The organism is Streptomyces boninensis, assembly GCF_048572725.1.
GTDB classification, from domain to species: Bacteria; Actinomycetota; Actinomycetes; order Streptomycetales; family Streptomycetaceae; genus Streptomyces; species Streptomyces boninensis.
The window spans coordinates 8,695,900-8,714,766 of sequence record NZ_CP183837.1; the positions used below are offsets into that span (position 1 = coordinate 8,695,900).

The window sequence follows — 18,867 nt, forward strand, 5'->3', positions numbered from 1 at the left end:
TTGACGGCGTGGAAACGTCCCGCCTACGTTGTCCCGGCAACCGCTTACCTGAAACGATTCACTCACCCTCTCTAGGAGTCAACCATGGCCACAAGTAGGGATGTTGGGCGACGCAGCCTGCTCAAGGCCGCCGGTGGCTCACTTGCGGCGCTGGGTGTAGCGGGTGCCGCCGGCGCCTGCGGAGGCGGCGGTTCCGGCGCCGGCGGAACCGTCACCATCCGCTACGCGTGGTGGGGCGCCGAGGACCGGGCGAAGCGCATCAACAAGTGCGTCGCCCTCTTCGAGAAGAAGCATCCGAAGATCAAGGTGAAGACCGACTTCCAGCCGTACCTGGACTTCTGGAAGAAGTTCAACACCCAGGCGTCCGGCGGCGGCGCCCCCGACGTCTTCCAGAACGCCATCGGCTTCCTCCGCAAGTACGACACCCGCAATGTCCTCCTCGACCTCAACGCCCACGCCAAGGGCGGCGATCTGAAGCTGGACGGCTTCCGCGCCGGTCTGGAGAAGTTCGGCGAGGTCGACGGCAAGCTCCTCGGCGTCCCGGTCGGCAGCAACTCCATGGCGCTGGTCATCGACAAGAAGGTCTTCGACAAGGCCGGCGTCGCCCCGGAAATGGGCTGGACCTGGGACGACTACCACACCGCCCTGCGCAAGATCCGCGACACCCAGAAGCGGGCGGGCGACGGCGGCTCCTTCGGGATCATGTACCTCTACGATCCGTACCTCCGCCAGCAGGGCAAGGCCTTCTTCACCGAGAAGGGCCTAGGCTTCACCGAGTCCGACCTGCGCGAATGGTGGGCCGACGGGCTCGCGCAGGTGAAGTCCGGCCTGACCGCGGACGCCAAGAAGGCCGTCCAGATCAAGCCCAAGTCGCCGACCGCGGACGGCCTCGCGGCCAGCGAGTTCACCTGGGACAACTTCACCGTCCGCTACACGGCCGAGGGCGACAGCACGTACGGCCTCGCCCCCATCCCGACCACCGACGGCAAGAAGACCGGCCAATACCTGGGCTCCCTGATGCTCAGCGGCTACAAGCGCACCAAGCACCCGAAGGAAGTCGCCACCTTCATCAACTTCATGGTCCACGACCCGGAGGTGGCCCGGATCATGGGCTACGACCGCGGCGTGCCGACGACCACCGCCCAGTACGAGGCGTACGACCCGGCCAAGGACAAGGACCCGGTCCTGAAGAAGGTGAACTCCGACATCGCCGCGTACGAGGAATCCCTCGTCAAGGCGAAGGTCCTCGGCCCCATCACCCCGCACCCGGCGGGCGCGGACGTCGTCGAGGCGGCCTTCCTCCGCATCGCCGAGGAGATGTCGCTCGGCAAGCGCTCCACGGACGACGCGGTGAAGGCCTTCTTCACCGAAGCGAAGACGGCACTCGGCGCCTGATGTCCACGGCCCTGCCCTCCCTCAAGAACTCCGGCCCTGCGGCGCCTGCCCCCGCCGCAGGGCCGGGCGGCCGGCCCTCCCGCCCCGCCGGACTGCGCGCCCGCCGGCGGCGGGAGAACCTGGCCGGCTACCTGTTCATGTCCCCGTGGCTGGCCGGCTTCCTGCTGCTGACCGCCGGCCCGATGGCGGCCTCGCTCTACCTCGCCTTCACCGACTTCAACCTCTTCGACACCCCGAAGTGGATCGGCTTCGGCAACTTCAGCGAGATGTTCGCCGACCCGCGCTGGCAGAAGTCGGTCAAGGTCACGCTGATGTACGTGGTGCTCGGCACCCCGCTGAAGCTCGCCGCCGCGCTGGGCGTCGCGCTGCTGCTGGCCCAGAAACGCCGGGGCCAGGCCTTCTACCGGGCGGCTTTCTACGCGCCCTCGCTGGTCGGCGCGAGCGTGTCGATCGCCATCGTATGGAAGGCGGTCTTCTCCGACGACGCCCTCGTCGACCGCGCCCAGAAGGCGCTGTTCGGCGTGGACGTGGGCGGCTGGATCGGCGACCCCGACTGGGTGCTCTACAGCCTCGTCGCCCTCACCGTCTGGCAGTTCGGCGCCCCCATGGTCATCTTCCTGGCGGGCCTGAAGCAGGTCCCGGTGGAGCTCTACGAGGCCGCCGAGATGGACGGCGCCGGCACCTGGCGCCGCTTCTGGAACATCACCCTCCCGATGATCTCCCCGGTCCTCTTCTTCAACGTCCTCCTGGAAACCATCCACTCCTTCCAGATCTTCGCCTCCGCCTACATCGTCGGCGGCGGCGCGGGCGGCAACGCCTGCGGCCCGGCGGACGGTTCCCTGGTTTACACCTGCTACCTCTACGTCCAGGGCTTCGAGAACAGCCGCATGGGCCTGGCCTCCGCCATGGCCTGGATGCTGCTGCTGGCCGTGGGCCTGGTCACCGCCGTGCTGTTCTGGTCCCAGCGGCGCTGGGTGCACTACGAGGAGGGCGCGCGATGAGCACCCTGACCACCCTGACCGCCGCCGGCCGCAAGGACCGGTCCCGCAGGAGCCGTGCCAGCCTGGCCTGGCATGTCGCGGCGCTGGCCGTGCTGATGGTCGTGCTGTACCCGGTGGTGTGGCTGATCGGCGGCTCCTTCAAGCCGAGCGAAGACATCATCGGCAGCCTGGACCTGCTGCCCACGGACCCGATCGCGAGCAACTACACGGGCCTGAAGGAAGGCATCGCGGACATCTCGATCGCGACCTTCTTCACGAACTCCCTGGTCCTGGCAGTCGGTTCGGTCATCGGCGTCCTGATCTCCAGCTCGCTGACGGCGTACGCCTTCGCCCGGATCCGCTTCGCGGGCCGCAATGTCCTCTTCACCCTCATGATCGGGACCCTGCTGCTCCCGTATCACGTCCTCCTCATCCCGCAGTACGTGATCTTCCAGAAGCTCGGCTGGGTCGACACCCTGACCCCGCTGCTGATCGGCAAGTACCTGGCGGTGGACGCCTTCTTCGTCTTCCTGATGGTGCAGTTCATCCGCTCGCTGCCGAAGGAGCTGGACGAGGCCGCCCGCATCGACGGCTGCGGCCACGGGCGCATCTTCCTGTCGATCGTGCTGCCGCTGTGCCGCCCCGCCTTGATCACCAGCGCGATCTTCACGTTCATCAACGCCTGGAACGACTTCATGGGCCCGCTGATCTACCTCAACACCCCCGAGAACTACACGGTCTCGATGGGCCTGAAGATGTTCGTCGACCAGGAGGGCCTCGCCAACTACGGCGGCATGATCGCGATGTCGATGGTGGCGCTCCTGCCGGTTCTGGCCTTCTTCCTCGTCTTCCAGCGCTATCTGATCGACGGCATGGCGACCTCGGGACTGAAGGGGTGACGACGATGTCCGCAGCCGCGGAGGTCCGCCCGCGCGACCGCTTCGCGATCTTCGCCGAATGCCTCCTCACCGGCATCTGGATCGCCGTCGCCGCCCTCCCGCTCCTCACACTCCCCGCCGCGCTCGCCGCCGGCGCCCGGCACCTGCACCGCCTCCTCGCGTACGAGCAGACCGGGCTCCGGCAGTACGCAGCGGACTTCCGCGCGGCGGCGCGGCGGGGGCTGGCGGCCGGCTGCGGGTGCGTGCTCGCGGCCGCGCTGCTGACCGCCGACATCGCCGCCGCCCGGGCCGGGGTGCCGGGGGCACAACTGGCCGGAGCGGTGGGCGGCCTCGGCCTCCTGGCCCTCACGGTCGTGGTGCTACGGGCAGCGGTGCGCTGGGAGCCGGACGCCTCGTGGCGCGCACTGTTCGCCGCCGCGATCCGCCGGACGGTGGCCGACCCGGTGGGTTCGTGTCTGCTGCTGTCGGCGCCGCTGGTCGTAGGAGTGTCGGCGGCGCTGTCGCTGCCGCTGGTGGCGCCCGCGCTCGGCATGGCGGTGGCCGCGGCGATCGCGGTCGAGCGCCGACGCGAGTCGCCGGGCTGACGCCCGGCCGCTGATCAGCACCGATGCACATTCTCCTGTTCCATCACCTGGAAAGGGCTGACCCCCCATGTCTCCGATCGACCGCAGGTTCCTGCTCAAGGCCGCGGCCGCCACCGGCCTGGTGACGCATCTGGGCGGAACCGGCACCGCCGGCGCCGCGAGCCCGGCTGCCGCTGCCGCAAAGCCGCGAGCCGCCGAGCCCGCCCGTATCGCATGGCTCGAGAAGGGCGGCCCAGGCGCCGCCCCAGGCACCACCTTCGGCGTCGCCTGGCCCAAGGGCGCCCTCAAGGCCGACGAGACCTTCGCCCTCACCGCCGGCGACGGCGCCGAGGTCCCCGTCCAGACCTGGCCCACCGCCTACTGGCCCGACGGCACCCTCAAATGGACCGCCCACGCCACCACCCGCGACGCCAAGGCCGACGAGTTCACCCTCAAGCCCGGCGCCACCGGCCCCGCCCCCGCCAAGAAGATCGCGGTCAAGAAGAGCGGCCGCACCATCACCGTATCCACGGGCGTCATCACCGCCACGCTCGGCACCGACGGCTCCGAACTCGTCCGCTCCATCACCCGCGGCAGCACACAGATCGCCCGCAATGGCCGCCTGGTCCTCCACCGCCAGCCCGACATCGACAACCCGGGCGCCGCCTATCACGCCTACGAAAGCGACATCCGCGAAGCCAAGATCGAACAGGACGGCCCCCTCCGCGCCGTCATCCGCATCGACGGCAAGCACCGCCGCCACGGCCACGCCTGGCTCCCCTTCTCCATCCGCCTGTACTTCTACGCGGGCGCCGACTCGTTCCGCATGGTGCACACCATCACGTACGACGGCGATCAGAACAAAGACTTCATCCGCGGCCTGGGCGTCCGCTTCGACATCCCCATGCGCGACAAGGCGTACGACCGCCACATCCGCATAGCCGGCCAGAACGACGGCTTCCTCACTGAGGCGGTCCAGGGCATCACCGGCCTCCGCCGCGACCCGGGCGCGACGGTCCGCACCGCCCAGATCAAGGGCGAGAAACTCCCCGACCCCACCACCTGGGACCAGCGCGTCACCACCCGCCTCCAATACGTCCCGCACTGGGGCGACTACACCCTCTCCCAGCTCTCCGCCGACGGCTTCACCCTCCGCAAACGCACCAAGTCAGGTCACGCCTGGATCCCCGCCGGCGGCGGCGGCCGCGCCACCGGCTTCGGCTACGTGGGCGGCGCCTCCGGGGGACTCTCCTTCGGCCTCCGCGACTTCTGGCAGAAGCACCCCGCCCAGCTCGACATCCGCGGCGCCCACACGGACACCGCCACCGTCACCCTCTGGCTGTACTCGCCCGAGGCGCAGCCCATGGACCTGCGGACGTACCACGACGGCATGGGCCAGGACACCTACCCTGAGCAGCTCGAAGGCCTTGAGATCACCTACGAGGACTACGAGCCCAAGTTCGGCATCCCGTACGGCATCGCCCGCACCAGCGAGCTGATGTTCTGGGCCAACGCCGCCACCCCGTCCGCGGCCACCCTCGTCGACCAGGCCGCCGCCGTCCGTACCCCGCCCCAGCTCGCCGCCTCGCCCGCATCCCTCACCCGCGCCGGGGTATTCGGCGGCCTCTTCGCCCCGGTCGACCGCAGCGACGCGGCGAAGGCGAAGATCGAGGACCACCTCGACTACCTCTTCGCCTACTACAAGGACCAGCGGGAACAGCGCCGCTGGTACGGCTTCTGGGACTACGGCGACGTCATGCACTCGTACGACCACGACCGGCACCAGTGGCGCTATGACGTCGGCGGCTACGCCTGGGACAACTCCGAACTCTCGCCCGACCTGTGGCTGTGGTTCGCCTACCTGCGCTCCGGCCGCGCGGACATCTTCCGCTTTGCCGAGGCCATGACCCGCCACACCGGCGAGGTCGACGTCTACCACCTGGGCGAGTGGGCGGGCCTGGGCACCCGGCACGGCGTGCAGCACTTCGCCGACAGTGCCAAGCAGCAGCGCATCTCGACGGCCGTCTATCGCCGCGCGTACTACTTCCTCACCGCCGACGAGCGCACCGGCGACCTGATGCACGCTCTCGTCGACTCGGACGAAACCTTCCTCGTCATCGACCCGATCCGCAAGATCCGCGAGGAGCCGTACGAGCCCGATCCGCACGCGCTGGACATCGGCTTCGGTACGTCCTGGAGCGGGCTGGCCGCCGCCTGGCTGACCGAGTGGGAGCGCAAGGGCCCCAAGGCGGAGAAGGCGGAGGCGCGGCTGCGCGCGACGATGGAGACCATCGGAGCGCAGCCCAACGGCTTTGTGCAGGGCTCGGGGCTGTACGACCTGGACACGGGGAAGTACGCGGTCGGCAAGGAGCCCAAGGTCGATGTGTCGCACCTGTCCGCCATGTTCGGGCTCGTCGAGATGTGCGCCGAGGTCATCGACCTGATCGACATGCCGGAGTTCACCGAGGCCTGGCTGGACTACTGCCGCTACTTCAACGCGACCAAGGCCGAGCAGAAGGAGCGCTACGGCAAGGACTTCGGTCCGATGCTGCTGTTCCAGGGCCACTCGCGGCTGGACGCCTACGCTGCGGTGAAGGCGAAGGACGACAAGCTGGCCGCGCGGGCGTGGGAGAAGTTCTACCGCTCCGACGGCTATCTGGAGTCGATGGACTGGAGCAAGACCGAGCTCACCGGCCCGCAGGTCCTCGAGCCCGGCTACGAGAACCCGGAGATCTCCACCAACACCACGGCGCTCTACGGCCTCGCGGCCATCCAGAACCTGGCGCTGGTCGGCGACAAGATTCCGGGCGGCGCGCGGTGAGACGTTCGCTCACCGTCGCGCTCGCGACGGCCACGGTCCTGGGCGCGGCGGCGTATCCCGTCGCCGCGTCCTCGGACCGCGGGCCAGGCCTGGAGAACTGCACCGGCACCGCCCCGGTCGTCTGCCACTTCGACGTCCCGCCGGGCACGTACACCGTCACTGCCGAGCTCGGTGGTGACACCCCGGGCAGCACCGCGGTCATGGCGGAGACCCGCCGCGCGATGCTGCCCGAGACGGCGACCGGCGCTGGGGAGCGGCTCAACCGCAGCTTCACCGTCGACGTCCGCAACCCGGAGGGCGAGCCGCTCGGCCCACCCGGGAACCCGGGCCTCGACCTCACCTTCACGGGCGCGGCGCCCAGGCTCGGCGCCGTACGGGTCACGCCGGCGAAGACCCCGCGGCTGCTTGTGATCGGCGACTCGACGGCGTGTGACCAGCAGAACGCCCCGTACGCCGGCTGGGGCCAGCAGCTGCCGCAGTTTCTGGGCCGCGGCATCTCCGTGGCCAACTACGCCGACTCGGGGGAGTCCACGGTCACCTGGCTGGACAACCCGGCCCTGTTCGCGGCGGTCCGCCCGCAGATCCGGACGGGCGACCTGGTCCTCATCCAGCTCGCCCACAACGACAAGGAGACCGACGCCGCCACCTACCGCGAGAACCTCACCACCCTCGTCGAGGGCGTACGCGCCGAGGGCGGTGACCCGGTCCTGCTCACGCCGATCGTCCGCCGCTGGTTCAGCCCGGACGGCACCCTCAACAACGACACCGCCCTGCTGGTCAACGGCCTCGGCGTGAACCACCCAGCCGAGGTCCGCGGCGTCGCCGTCGCCCTCGACACCCCGCTCATCGACCTGACCGCCCTGACCAAGGCCCGGGTGGAGGGTCTGGGCGTCGAGGGCTCCAAGCCCCTCTACCTCTACGACGAGAAGCGCGACAACACCCACACCTCGAAGCGCGGCGCGACGGAGTATGCGGCGATGGTGCGCGACGAGCTGCAACGTCAAGGGCTGCTGCGGGAACGGGACGTCAGCTGACCCGCGGCGGTCGGGATTACGCCGCATCCCGTCCCGTCATGCCGAGTCCCGCACCACCAGCTCCGTCGGCAGGATCACCGCGGCCGGGTCCTCGCCATCTATCCGGGCCAGCAGCAGGCGGATCATCTCCGCGCTGATCCGGTCGTACGGCTGACGCATGGTCGTCAGCGCCGGGCGGGATTCGAGGGCCGCCTGGGAGTCGTCGAAACCGCCGACCGCGACGTCCTCCGGCACTCGGCGGCCGGTCCGCTCCAGTACGGCGAGCACGCCCTGCGCCATCAGGTCGGAGGCGACGAAGACCGCGTCCAGGTCCGGGGCCCGTTCCAGGAGCTGCTGGGCGGCCGCGGCGCCGCTGCTGCGGCTGTAGTCGCCGGTGGCGATCAGCGCGTCGTCCGCGGGCAGCCCGTACTCGGCGAGTGCCTCGCGGTATCCGGCGAGCCGGTCCACGCCGCCCGGGGTGTCCAGCGGTCCCGTCACCGTGGCGATGCGGCGGCGCCCCGACCCGTACAGATAGCGCACCATCTCCCGTGCCCCGTCCCGGTCGTCCGCCGCGACGTGCGCGAACTTCGCGCTCTGGTCGAGCGGCTTGCCGCACACCACCAGCTGCACCCCGGCGGCGTGCAGCTCCGCCGTCACCGGGTCGCCGTGGTGGCTGGAGATCAGCAGCACGCCGTCGACGTGGCCCGCGGTGATGTAGCGCATGTTGCGGCGGCGCTCGTCCTCGGTCCCCGCGATCATCAGCAGCAGCGGGATGTCGTGCGCCGCCAGCTCCGCGGTGCAGGCGCGCAGCAACACGCCGAAGTTGGGGTCGTGGAAGAGCTTCTCCTGCGGCTCGGTGAGCAGGAAGGCGACCGATCCCGAACGGCCGGTGACCATCTGGCGGGCGGCCCGGTTGACCACGTAGCCGGTCTTCTTGATGGCGGACTTCACCGCCTCGAGCGCGGCGGGGCTGACGTTCTGCCCGCCCTGCAGCACCCGGGAGACCGTGCCCCGGGAGACGCCCGCCACCCGGGCCACATCATGGATGGTGGGCGCCTTCGCCTTGCGCCGGTCCGTCGCCATGTCTGCAGATCTTCCTTCTCGTTGCGCCCGCTGGTCAGGACTTTACGGCCCCGGACAGCAGATCCAGACTCCAGAAGCGCTGAATCGACAGGAACAGCGCGATCAGCGGGACGATCGCGAGCAGCGCGCCCGTGATCACCAGGGTGTAGAGCGCGGGGGTGCCCGCGCCCTGCCGCAGCAGCGTGAACAGCCCCAGCGTCACCGGGAAGCGCTCGTCGTCGCCGAGCATGATGTACGGCAGCAGGAAGTTGTTCCAGATCGCGATGAACTGGAACAGGAATACGGTCACGAGCCCCGGCCGCAGCATCGGCAGCGCCACCCGCGTAAAGATCCGCCACTCGCTCGCCCCGTCCATCCGCCCCGCCTCGACGATCTCGGCGGGGACGGCGGCGGCCGCGTAGATCCGGGCGAGGTAGATGCTGTACGGGGAGAGGATCGACGGCAGCAGGACCGACAGGTACGAGTCGGTCATGTCGGCCTTCGCCAGCAGCAGGTACTGCGGCACGGCGAGGATGATCGGGGGCATCAGCACGCCGGCGAGGAGGACGTTGAAGATGCTTTCCCGGCCGCGGAAGCGGTAGATGGCGAGGGCGTAGCCCGCCATCGCCGACACCGCCGTGGACAGCAGCGCGCCGCCGCCCGCGTAGAGTGCGGAGTTGCCCAGCCAGCGCCAGTAGATGCCGTCGCGGTACGACGAGAGGTCGGCGATGTTGTCCGTAAGGCCGCTGCCGGGGAGGAAGGTGAAGGTCGAGAACAGCTCGCCGCTCGACTTGGTCGCGGCCATCACCACCCACGCCACGGGGATCAGGCAGTAGAGCGCGCCCAGCGCCAGCACGATGGTCGGGGTCAGGGCGATGCGGCGGACGCGTACGGTCATCGGGCTTCCCTCTGGTTCGTGCGCGTGCCCACCGTCTTCAGGAAGCCGAAGGACAGCACCAGCGTGACCAGGGCGATCAGCACGGCGGTGGCGGCCGCGGCGTAGATGTCGCCGTTCACGAAGGCGTCCTGGTAGACCTTCATCAGCGGGCTCCAGGTGGTGGACATGGCGTTGGTGAGCGGCTTGAGGGTGGTCGGCTCGCTGAAGACCTGCAGGGTCGCGATCACCGAGAAGAAGAAGGTGAGGACGAGCGAGGGGGCCACCATCGGGATCTTGATACGGAGCGCGATCTGCATCGGCGAGCAGCCGTCGATCTTCGCCGCCTCGAAGACCTCGGCGGGGAGGGCGCGCAGGGACGTGTAGATCACGATCATGTTGAAGCCGGTGCCGCCCCATACGGCGATGTTCGCGAGAGCGCCGAAGAGCGGGGCGCCGTCCAGCAGGTCGGGTTCGGGGAGGCCGAGTTCGCCGAACAGCCAGTGGAAGGGGCTGACGTCCGGGAGGTAGAGGAAGCCCCACAGCATCGCCGCGACGACGCCGGGGACCGCGTACGGCAGGAAGATCGTCAGGCGGCTGAAGGCGGAAGCCCGTACTCGCTCGGTGTCCAGCAGCAGCGCGAACAGCAGCGCAAGGCCCAGCATCACCGGGACCACGATCAGCCCGTACCCGAGCACCCGCAGCGCCCCGTGCAGCAGCTCGGAGTCGGTGAAGGCGGCGGTGTAGTTGCTGACGCCCGCCCAGGTCTCCTCGCGGGCGCCCTTGCCGAGGCCGAGGCCCTTGACCTCCACTTTGCGGAGGCTGAGGTAGACCGCGTAACCGATCGGCAGGGCGAAGAAGAGCAGGAACAGCGCGCCGGCGGGGAGGAGGAAGGCGTACGGCGCGCGGCGCGGCGGCCCGTACGCCTTCCGGCGTGCCTTGATGAGGGGAGTCACTCCGAGACCTCGAAGCCCAGCTTCTTCAGGTCCTTGACCGTGGCGCTCTGCATCGCGGTCAGCGGGGTGCCGAAGTCTCCCTTGGACTTGGCGGCCTTGCTGAAGCCGTCCTTGAAGGACTGGTAGGCGACGTTGACGTTCGGGCCCCAGTTGCCGGGCGCGGTCTGCTGGGCGATCTTCGTGGCCGTGGGGTAGAAGTCGGTCTGGTCGGCGAAGAAGGCCGGCGGGGTCTTCAGCGCCTTCTGGGCCGCGGTGGCGGCGGGGTAGAGACCGCCTTCCTTGTTGAGTACGGCCAGGGCCTCCGGGTCGGTGTTCAGCCAGGTGGCGAACTCGGTCGCGGCCTCCTTGTTCTCGGCGTCGTTGGTGACGCCGGTGGAGGAGCCGCCCCAGCTGCCGGTGGCCGTATCGCCCTTGGACCACTGCGGCAGCGGGGCCATGGCCCACTTGCCCTTGGTGTCGGGGGCTACGGAGGAGAGTACGCCCGGCGCCCAGACGGCGCTGACCCAGGAGATCTGCTTGCCGGTGTTGAGGGCTTTGTTCCAGGCCGGGGTGTACATCGGCTTGTTGTCGACCGCGCCTTCCTTCACCAGACCGCCCCAGAAGTCGGCGACCTTCTGGGCGGGCGGGGCGTCGATGGCGACGTTCCACTTCTCGCCCTTTGCGGTCCACCACTTGGCGCCGGCCTGCTGGGCGAGGCCCGCGAACTGGCCGGCCTCGCTGGCGGCGAAGGTGGTCAGGGAGATGTCCGGGGCCTGCTTCTTCAGGTCGCGCGCCTGTTCGGCGAAATCGTCCCAGGTGGCCGGGACCTCAAGGCCGTACTTCTTGAAGAGGTCCTTGCGGTAGAAGAACATCATCGGGCCCGAGTCCTGCGGCAGTGCGTAAAGGGCGTCGGAGCCGAGGGTGACCTGCTGCCAGATGCCGGCGGGGAACTTGCTCTTCAGGTCACCGGCCTCGCCTGATATATCCGCCACCACGTCATTGCTGATCAGAGTGGGCAGCGCCTGGTACTCGGCCTGGATCAGGTCCGGGGCCTTGTTCGCCTTCGCGGCGGTGAGGATCTTCGTCACCAGGTCGTCGCCGGAGGCCTGCTTCTGGACGGTGACCTTGATGTCGGGGTTCTTCTTGTTCCAGGTGGCGACCGCCTTGTCCAGGCCGGGGGCCCAGGCCCAGTAGGTGAGCTCGACCGGTCCGTCGGAGCCGGCTGAGTCGTCGCCGGAGCCGCAGCCGGTGGCGAGCGCCCCGGTCGCCGCCATGACGGCAGCCGTGCCCAGGGCAGCGAAGTGCTTTCTCATGGGAGTGTCCCTCTCCTGGTCTGTGAACGTTCACAGTAGAGAAACACAGATGACTCTTGTCAATGGTCGAAGTGCTGCGGTTATCTAGGAGATATCGAAGCTGTGCACGTGCACACGAAATCTCGAACACGCAAGGAGCGCGCCCATGCCGCAGCACGCCCCGAAGGGCCTGACCCGGCTTGCCTTCGGCGGGGACTACAACCCCGAGCAGTGGCCGGAGGAGGTCTGGGCGGAGGACGTGGCGCTGATGCGCGAGGCCGGCGTGACCATGGTCAGCGTCGGCATCTTCTCCTGGGCGCTGCTGGAGCCGGAGCCGGGCCGCTACGACTTCGGCTGGCTCGACCGGCTGATCACCCTGCTGCACGAGAACGGCATCGCCGTCGACCTCGGCACCCCCACCGTCTCCCCGCCCGCCTGGTTCTACCGCGCCCACCCCGAGGCGCTGCCGGTCACCGCCTCCGGGATGCGGTACGAGTTCGGCTCCCGCGGCGCGATCTGCCACAGCTCACCGGCGTACCGCGAGGCCGCCCGCGCCATCACCTCCCAGCTCGGCCGCCGCTACGGCGACCACCCGGCGCTCGCCCTCTGGCACGTCCACAACGAGTACGGCGTCCCGGTCTCCGCCTGCTACTGCGACACGTGCGCCACCGCCTTCCGGGTCTGGCTGCGGCAGCGATACGAGACCGTGGCCGCCCTCAACGACGCCTGGGGCACCGCCTTCTGGAGCCAGCGCTACGGCGGCTTCGACCAGGTCAACCCGCCCCGTACCACCCCCACGACCGCCAACCCGGCGCAACAGCTCGACTACCAGCGCTTCGCGAACCACCAGCTGCGCGCCAACTTCACCGCCGAGCGCGACATCCTCCGCGCCCTGAGCCCCGACGTCCCGGTCACCACCAACTTCATGACGGCCCCCGCCCAATGCGACTCCATGGACTACTGGTCCTTCGCCCCCGAGGTCGACCTGGTCACCAACGACCACTACCTGATCACCGACGGCCGCCGCACCCACGTCGGCCTCGCCCTCGCCGCCGACCTCACCCGCTCCCTCGCCGCCGGCGCCCCCTGGCTGCTGCTCGAACACTCCACCTCCGGCGTCAGCTGGCAGCCCCACAACCCGGCCAAGGCGCCCGGCGAAATGGCCCGCAACTCCCTCGCCCACGTGGCCCGCGGCTCCGACGGCGCGATGTTCTTCCAGTGGCGGGCCTCCCGCCGCGGCGCGGAGAAGTACCACTCGGCGATGCTGCCGCACGCGGGGACGGAGAGTCGGGTGTGGCGGGAGGTGTGCGCGCTGGGTGCGCACCTGGACCGGCTGGGCGAGATCCGTGGGTCTCGTACGGAGGCGGATGTCGCCGTGCTGTGGGACTGGGAGTCGTGGTGGGCCCAGCGCCTGGAGTGGCGGCCCAGCGAGGACGCCGACGCGCGCGAGCGGCTCGACGTCTTCTACGAGGCCCTCTACGACCGGCACTTGACGGTGGACTTCCGGCACCCGGAGGCGGATCTCTCGGCGTACCGCATGGTCGTCGTCCCCGCGCTCTACCTGACGTCGGAGGCGGCGGGGCACAATCTGCGCGCGTATGTGGAGGGCGGCGGCACGCTCGTCGTGTCGTACTTCTCCGGCATCGTCGACGAACACGACGGCGTGCACCCGGGCGCCTACCCGGGCGCGCTGCGCGACGTCCTCGGCCTGACTGTCGAGGAGTGGTCGCCGCTGCTTCCGGGGGAGCGGGTGCGGCTGTCGGGGCAGGGCGGCGAGGAGTCCCTCACCGGCGACGTCTGGACCGAATTCGTGGTGCCGCGCGACGCCGAGACGATGTGGTCGTACGCCGAAGGACCCGCCGCGGGCCGCCCCGCGATCACCCGGCACCGGCTCGGCGCGGGCACCGCCTGGTACGTCTCCACCCGCCTCGACGCCGCGGCGCTCGACGCGGTGCTGGCCCCGGCGGGCACCGACGCCCGGCTGCCCGACCGCGCCGGCCTGCCGCGGGACGTCGAGGTGGTGCGCCGCAGCGCCGACGGGCGCGGTTACGTCTTCGCCATCAACCACACCACGGACGAGGCCAAGATCCCCCTCGACGGCTCCGGCACCGAACTCCTCACGGGCGAACGCACTGAGTGCCATCTCGCCCTTCCTGCGGGCAGCGTGCGGGTGGTGCGCCTCGATTGAACCGGTGGCTCGTCGTTCAGTCTCAGCCCTGAGAGCAGATCTCGCGGGGAACGTACCCGGGCAGCTGACTGCCGTGCTCTGCCTCCGTCAGAGCGCGGTGGTCCAGGACGTGGCAGAGGTGCTCCTTCCACTCGGCGGGATCGATGCGGAACAGGTCTGCGTGGTGGTACTTGTCGAGTAGATCCGACCGTGCGCGCACCAGCAGTTTCCCGTCATCGGAGATTCCGAGGAACTTCTGGTCCTTGCTGAAGGCGTATCGATCGCCACCGGCCGGGTTGTCCGGGGGATGGAAGCGCACGGAGTTGCCATTGGCCAGGGCGAAGGTGTCGCTGTCGGCCACGTAGGTCTGCGCGAAGCCGCCTTGGTAGGTCGCGTCATTCTGACCCAGGGGCCCGGTCGGGCCGTGGATGCGCTCGGTCCGGCGACCGGGTCCTACCTTCCAGAGTTCGACCAGTCCGCCCAGGGTCTGTACGGCGGCGTGCCCACGGGTCGGTGAGAAGATCACCGCCCGAGCGTCCGGGCCGAAGCGGATGCGGCGCTGCTTGTCCTCATGGAAGGTGCCTGAGTCGCTCAAGGTGATCGAGCGGAAAACGGCCTTGCCCGGCACTCTGGCGATCAGTTCGCCGGGCTTCTCTCCAGGGGCGATCCAGTAGCCGTCGGCAGGGGTTGGCTCACCGGCGGCGAGCTTCCCTCTGGAGAGGTCCACGGCTTTGCCCACCCGCTTGCCGGTACGGGGGTTCCATCGATCGACGCGGCTGCCGGAGAGCGTGATCAACACGTCACCGTGGAAGAAGAGCACCGGATCGGAGTAGTTCCCCTCGTCGTCGACCGGAGGTTCGGGTGGCCGGATCTCTGTCACCTTGGACAGCGTGCTGAACCGCCGGATCTGAACGCGATCCGGGCCGACCGCGTCGGCGATCAGTCCCTGGGAAACGCTGGCAGCGAACGGCAGCGAGCTGCCGTCCAAGCTCTCCTCCTCCACTGCGACAGCGGAATCCGGCCGATCTGTGGATACGAGCCGCCGCAGCCGGCCCTGGTCGGAAACGTCCAGGAGACCGAGCTCGGCACCACCGTCGAGACGGGCGGCGATGCGCGTCTCCCCGTTGACGGAGTACATGTGGGCCCGGTCCAGGGTCTGCCCCAGGCCGGTGTCCAGCTGTAAGCCGGACACAGCTCGACGTTCCATGGCCGCGATCACCGGGGCGTCTTCGCTGCCTGTCAACTGGAGCAGCGGCGTCGGTTCGGCGCCCGTGGCCAGTTCGGCCGGGCCGAGCGCCACCGTTGCCTTGCCGGGTTTCCCGTCGGTCGGCATCAGCCGCCAGGCGTATGCGTCGATCCCACCGTCCTTCGCGGCGAAGCGCTCGCCCGCCTCGTCGAGGGTGAGCTCGGGACAGATGCGGTCGGAACCCGACATGCGTCCGGTCTCCTTGCCGTCCGAGGTGCGGACGGACCGGTACACCACACTTCGGCGGGACGGCTCCTCGCATACGGTCACCACACCTCCATCGCCGGAGACGTCGGAGGTCACCATCCCGGTGGTGACAACATGTTCCTTGCCGGACGGTATGTCCACCGTGAGGACGGCCCGGCCCGAGGTGAGATCGATGGAGTCCCCGGAGTCGTACGGGTCAGGAGTAGCGGTCCCGATCAGGGTCTTGCTGTCGGAACCGAACCAGACGTGGTCCAACACCGGTGCCTTTTTCGGCGGCCGGAAGCTGCGGTTTCCTTCAAGATCCCAGATCCGGGGTCGCTCTCCCGGGGATACGGTGACCGCTCGGCTGCCGTCCGGGGAGAAGTCGGCCAGATCCAGGGGGTACTCCAGGCTCCCCTTCTCACCACCCAGGTCTTCGCCACCGGATATTCGGTGCTCAGCGCCGAGTAGCGGCTCTCCCGCTGCGGCGTCCCGGTTCACCTCATGCCAGATGAGCGTTCCGCCGTCGGCCGAGTAGGCGATGCGGCGACCGTCGCGGCTCACGAGCGGGGTGACGGCGTTGCGGGCGAGCGGCAGGTCATACCGGCGCACTCGCTCCGGTCCGCCGCGCTCCGCGGAGGTGCGTACGAACAGCGTGGCCCGGCCGAGGGTGGTTGTTACCAGTGTGACCGCCCCGTCGGTGCTCATGTCGGCCGCGTCAATCGGCGCCGGCACGCCGGTCATGCGCCAGGCGAAGTCCTTGGCCTCGTCGTATCGGCGCTGCAGCGCGGTACGCGCCTCGGGCGTCGGTGACAGGTCGTACGCCGCGGTGGCCGCGAGTGCCGCCAGCCCTGGGTCCTGACGATTCAGTTCCTCGGACAGGTTGGCAAGTTCTCGGGAGCGGGAGTCGTCCTGACGCTGGGTGCTGACCACGGACTGCACCGCGATGACGGTGAGTGCCGCGACAGCGGCCACCAAGCCGGTCAGGAGCGCGGCGCGGCGGCCACGGCGGGCGGTCCTGGCGCGGCGCAGGGCGGTACCTTCCGCGGCGGACAGTTCCAGTTCACGATCGTGCACCGCCTGGTCGATGGCGGCGAGTTCCCGGCCGCGAGGCGGTGGACCGTTGCTCAGCCGGGTTCGGGTACGCAGGAACTCTCGATCGGCCGCTGCGAGTTCACGCAGTCGGGGCCACTCCGTGATCAGCGCGTCGTGGATCAGCGAGATCCGGTCGTTGGGGCTCTCCTTGTCTTCCCCATCCCGGCCGATGACCAGAAGGCGCCTGGCCGCGAATTGCTCGGCCATCTCCTGCTGGCGGACGTCCGCGAGGTCACTTCGTGCGATGGGGCGCCGGATCAGCGGGGCACCCTCCCCGGTCGGATCCTGGATGAGGGCGGTCAGCAGGGACTTTGCCGCGGCCTCACGCCGAAGGCGATCGGCTCCGTTGCCTACACACTCGTTCCAGATCTTCTCGGCTTCCTCGCCGATGGCCTTCCGTACGCTGCCCGGGGCGCCGTCTGCCGAGTACCGCAGCACGCCGGACTGCCGCTTCTCCCAGAGCTGCTTCAAAGTGAAGGAGAGCAGCGGCAGGGCATCGAATCCGGTCCCGACTTCTTCCAGGATGCGCTCGACGAGCCCTTCCTCGTACACAACCCCCGGCGCGTGCTCCAGCGGTGCGCGCATCACCTGCACCAGCTTTTCCTTGCTCATCGACGGCAGCAGGTAGGTGCCATGGGTGCGGTGCAGCAGGATTCGGCCGAGCAGCGGGTGTTCCTGGGCATGGGACAGGAAGTCGGAGCGCAGGGTCATCAGGACTCGAGGCCCGTTGGCGCGGTCGTTGTCGAGGAGGCACTTGAGGGCGCGATAACTATCCGTGCTCGCGTCTGCTTCGAGGAGCTGCTCGGCCTGATCGAGCACGATCACCGTGCGCTTCTGGGCGCCGTCCCGCCTCGGTTCGGCCCCCGCATTCTGCTCCTGCCGGAGCAGGTCGGACCATCTCGTCGGGTGTGCATCCGCCGAGGGGCCACCCGGTGTGAGCACCAGGGGGGCACGCCCCTGCGCCGTGAGCGCGGGGACGACGCCAGCGCGCACCAGGGAGGACTTGCCGGAACCTGACGGACCCAAGACGGTGACGTACCGGTGCTCGTCGGTCAGACACTCGACGGCCTTGACGTCGTCCGTACGGCCGTAGAACTTCCCGCTGTCGTGTTCCTGAAAGGTGTCCAGGCCGAGGAACGGGCACGGCGGCCGTAAGAGGTCTGCCCTGTGCGGCAATTCTTTGACCAGGGTGTCGACCGGAATGACGTACGCCTGCCTATCGCCGCTGAGCGTGGCCGCCACGACCATGCCGGCCACGCCGCCGCTGTCCGCATCCCAGGCGGGGCTCCCGCTGGACCCGTAATTGATGGCCATGCCGCCCGACGGGGTCATCTGCCAGGCCCCCCACATGGTCTTCCCCAACAGCTTGCCCTCGTGCCAGGGACCACGGGCAGGGTTGTCCAGCGGGCCCGGCACGAGGACGGAACGCTGGGTCAGGCCATCATCCTCGCTCAGCGAGACCGGCGCGGCGCCTGGCAACGGCTCATCCAGGCAGAGCACCGCGACGTCCCCTGACTGGTCGTCGCGAAGCTCGATGCACTTCTCGACCGTGGCGCGCACGGATTGCGTGCCATCCACGGCAAGGGCTATCAGGACCGGGCCCGCTCCGGGATCCACCGGCTGCCGGCGGTCCAGCCCAAGTGCGTCCTGCACCACATGGGCGCAGGTCAGCACCAGTCCCGAGGCGAAGAGGAACCCCGCCCCGCAGCGGTGTCGATCCGCACTATGGATGTGGACGTATGCCCGGAGAACGGACTCGTTGGGGATGGGGAGTGCGGACGGCTTCCCGGAGCTCATCGGTTACGCCGCCCTCATCCGGCCTCCGCCGGCTCGTCTCCACCGGTGTCATCATTGCGCCACGTCAGCGTCACCCCGAAGTTGGCGGCGGTCGCGGTGCTGGCGATCACCACGTCTGCCTCGGCGGACAGGGATACGCCGAACTCCAGCGTCACCTCGTCCGGTGCCTGAGCCATGTCTCGCATTCGCCCGACGAACCGCTCTGCCACTGGACGCACCGTGTCCAGGATCTGGTCGAAGGACTGCCCGGCCCGCGCCACCGCCCGGCTGCCGCGACTGACCCGCACCAGGCTCTCGTCCACTTCCCTGACCTGGACCCGGACGACGCCGTCGCCCTGGCCGCCAAGCGGCACCTCGACCGTACGGACGGACCTGTCGCTCATCAGGGCTTCCTCGCCGTTGTCGCTCATCGCTCAGTTGATGTCCGGGAGCGTAGCAACGTCAAGTGGCGACGGCTGCCTGGACCTTCGGTTCGATCTGGTTCCTCCATGCCGCCCCGAAGCCTTCCGTACCCGTTCCGGCCCACAATCGCTTGCGCTAGG

13 protein-coding genes are annotated in these 18,867 nt (G+C 69.3%); 7 read left to right on the plus strand and 6 right to left on the minus strand.

The genetic code is table 11. The features are described from left to right. Window positions 1-84 precede the first annotated feature (84 nt). The 6 genes from ACNNMR_RS39155 to ACNNMR_RS39180 all read left to right on the plus strand — a co-directional run bounded on the left by ACNNMR_RS39155 (window position 85) and on the right by ACNNMR_RS39180 (window position 7,692). On the plus strand, window positions 85-1,395 hold the full coding sequence (locus tag ACNNMR_RS39155; RefSeq protein WP_419999480.1) for an extracellular solute-binding protein: 1,311 nt from the start codon (window positions 85-87) through the stop codon (window positions 1,393-1,395). After that, window positions 1,395-2,396 (plus strand): carbohydrate ABC transporter permease, encoded by a 1,002-nt coding sequence (locus ACNNMR_RS39160; RefSeq protein WP_419999481.1) that lies wholly within the window; start codon window positions 1,395-1,397, stop codon window positions 2,394-2,396. The genes ACNNMR_RS39155 and ACNNMR_RS39160 overlap by 1 nt, the downstream gene beginning before the upstream one ends. Further along, on the plus strand, window positions 2,393-3,274 hold the full coding sequence (locus tag ACNNMR_RS39165; RefSeq protein WP_419999482.1) for a carbohydrate ABC transporter permease: 882 nt from the start codon (window positions 2,393-2,395) through the stop codon (window positions 3,272-3,274). The genes ACNNMR_RS39160 and ACNNMR_RS39165 overlap by 4 nt, the downstream gene beginning before the upstream one ends. 5 nt (window positions 3,275-3,279) lie before the next feature. Further along, entirely contained in the window at window positions 3,280-3,858 is a 579-nt protein-coding gene (locus ACNNMR_RS39170) for a hypothetical protein (protein WP_419999483.1), read from the plus strand. Window positions 3,859-3,925: 67 nt separating this feature from the next. Beyond that, window positions 3,926-6,658: a Tat pathway signal sequence domain protein gene (locus ACNNMR_RS39175; protein WP_419999484.1), complete on the plus strand. Its 2,733-nt coding sequence runs from the start codon at window positions 3,926-3,928 to the stop codon at window positions 6,656-6,658. Further along, window positions 6,655-7,692 carry a rhamnogalacturonan acetylesterase gene (locus ACNNMR_RS39180; protein WP_419999485.1) on the plus strand — a complete coding sequence of 346 codons (1,038 nt, stop codon included), beginning with the start codon at window positions 6,655-6,657 and terminating at the stop codon, window positions 7,690-7,692. The genes ACNNMR_RS39175 and ACNNMR_RS39180 overlap by 4 nt, the downstream gene beginning before the upstream one ends. 36 nt (window positions 7,693-7,728) lie before the next feature. On the opposite strand, the gene ACNNMR_RS39185 is transcribed toward ACNNMR_RS39180, so the two are convergent. From ACNNMR_RS39185 to ACNNMR_RS39200, 4 genes are read right to left on the minus strand one after another with little or no spacing between them, the layout of a single operon-like run. Then, on the minus strand, window positions 7,729-8,754 hold the full coding sequence (locus ACNNMR_RS39185; protein WP_419999486.1) for a LacI family DNA-binding transcriptional regulator: 1,026 nt from the start codon (window positions 8,752-8,754) through the stop codon (window positions 7,729-7,731). Window positions 8,755-8,788: 34 nt separating this feature from the next. Then, the gene (locus ACNNMR_RS39190; protein WP_419999487.1) at window positions 8,789-9,631 is read right to left on the minus strand and encodes a carbohydrate ABC transporter permease; all 843 of its coding nucleotides are present in this window, start codon (window positions 9,629-9,631) and stop codon (window positions 8,789-8,791) included. Then, entirely contained in the window at window positions 9,628-10,563 is a 936-nt protein-coding gene (locus ACNNMR_RS39195) for a carbohydrate ABC transporter permease (protein WP_419999488.1), read from the minus strand. Before ACNNMR_RS39195 ends, ACNNMR_RS39190 begins: the two co-directional genes overlap by 4 nt. Then, window positions 10,560-11,855 (minus strand): ABC transporter substrate-binding protein, encoded by a 1,296-nt coding sequence (locus ACNNMR_RS39200; protein ID WP_419999489.1) that lies wholly within the window; start codon window positions 11,853-11,855, stop codon window positions 10,560-10,562. Before ACNNMR_RS39200 ends, ACNNMR_RS39195 begins: the two co-directional genes overlap by 4 nt. A 145-nt stretch (window positions 11,856-12,000) precedes the next feature. Between ACNNMR_RS39200 and ACNNMR_RS39205 the strand changes: the two genes are divergently transcribed. Continuing rightward, entirely contained in the window at window positions 12,001-14,022 is a 2,022-nt protein-coding gene (locus tag ACNNMR_RS39205) for a beta-galactosidase (RefSeq protein WP_419999490.1), read from the plus strand. A 22-nt stretch (window positions 14,023-14,044) separates the two neighbouring features. Here the strand turns inward: ACNNMR_RS39205 and ACNNMR_RS39210 are convergent, their stop codons facing one another. After that, on the minus strand, window positions 14,045-18,325 hold the full coding sequence (locus tag ACNNMR_RS39210; protein WP_419999491.1) for a trypsin-like peptidase domain-containing protein: 4,281 nt from the start codon (window positions 18,323-18,325) through the stop codon (window positions 14,045-14,047). A gap of 14 nt (window positions 18,326-18,339) precedes the next feature. Next, window positions 18,340-18,735, minus strand: coding sequence for a CU044_2847 family protein (locus ACNNMR_RS39215; protein ID WP_419999492.1), 396 nt, complete (start codon window positions 18,733-18,735; stop codon window positions 18,340-18,342). Window positions 18,736-18,867 lie beyond the last annotated feature (132 nt).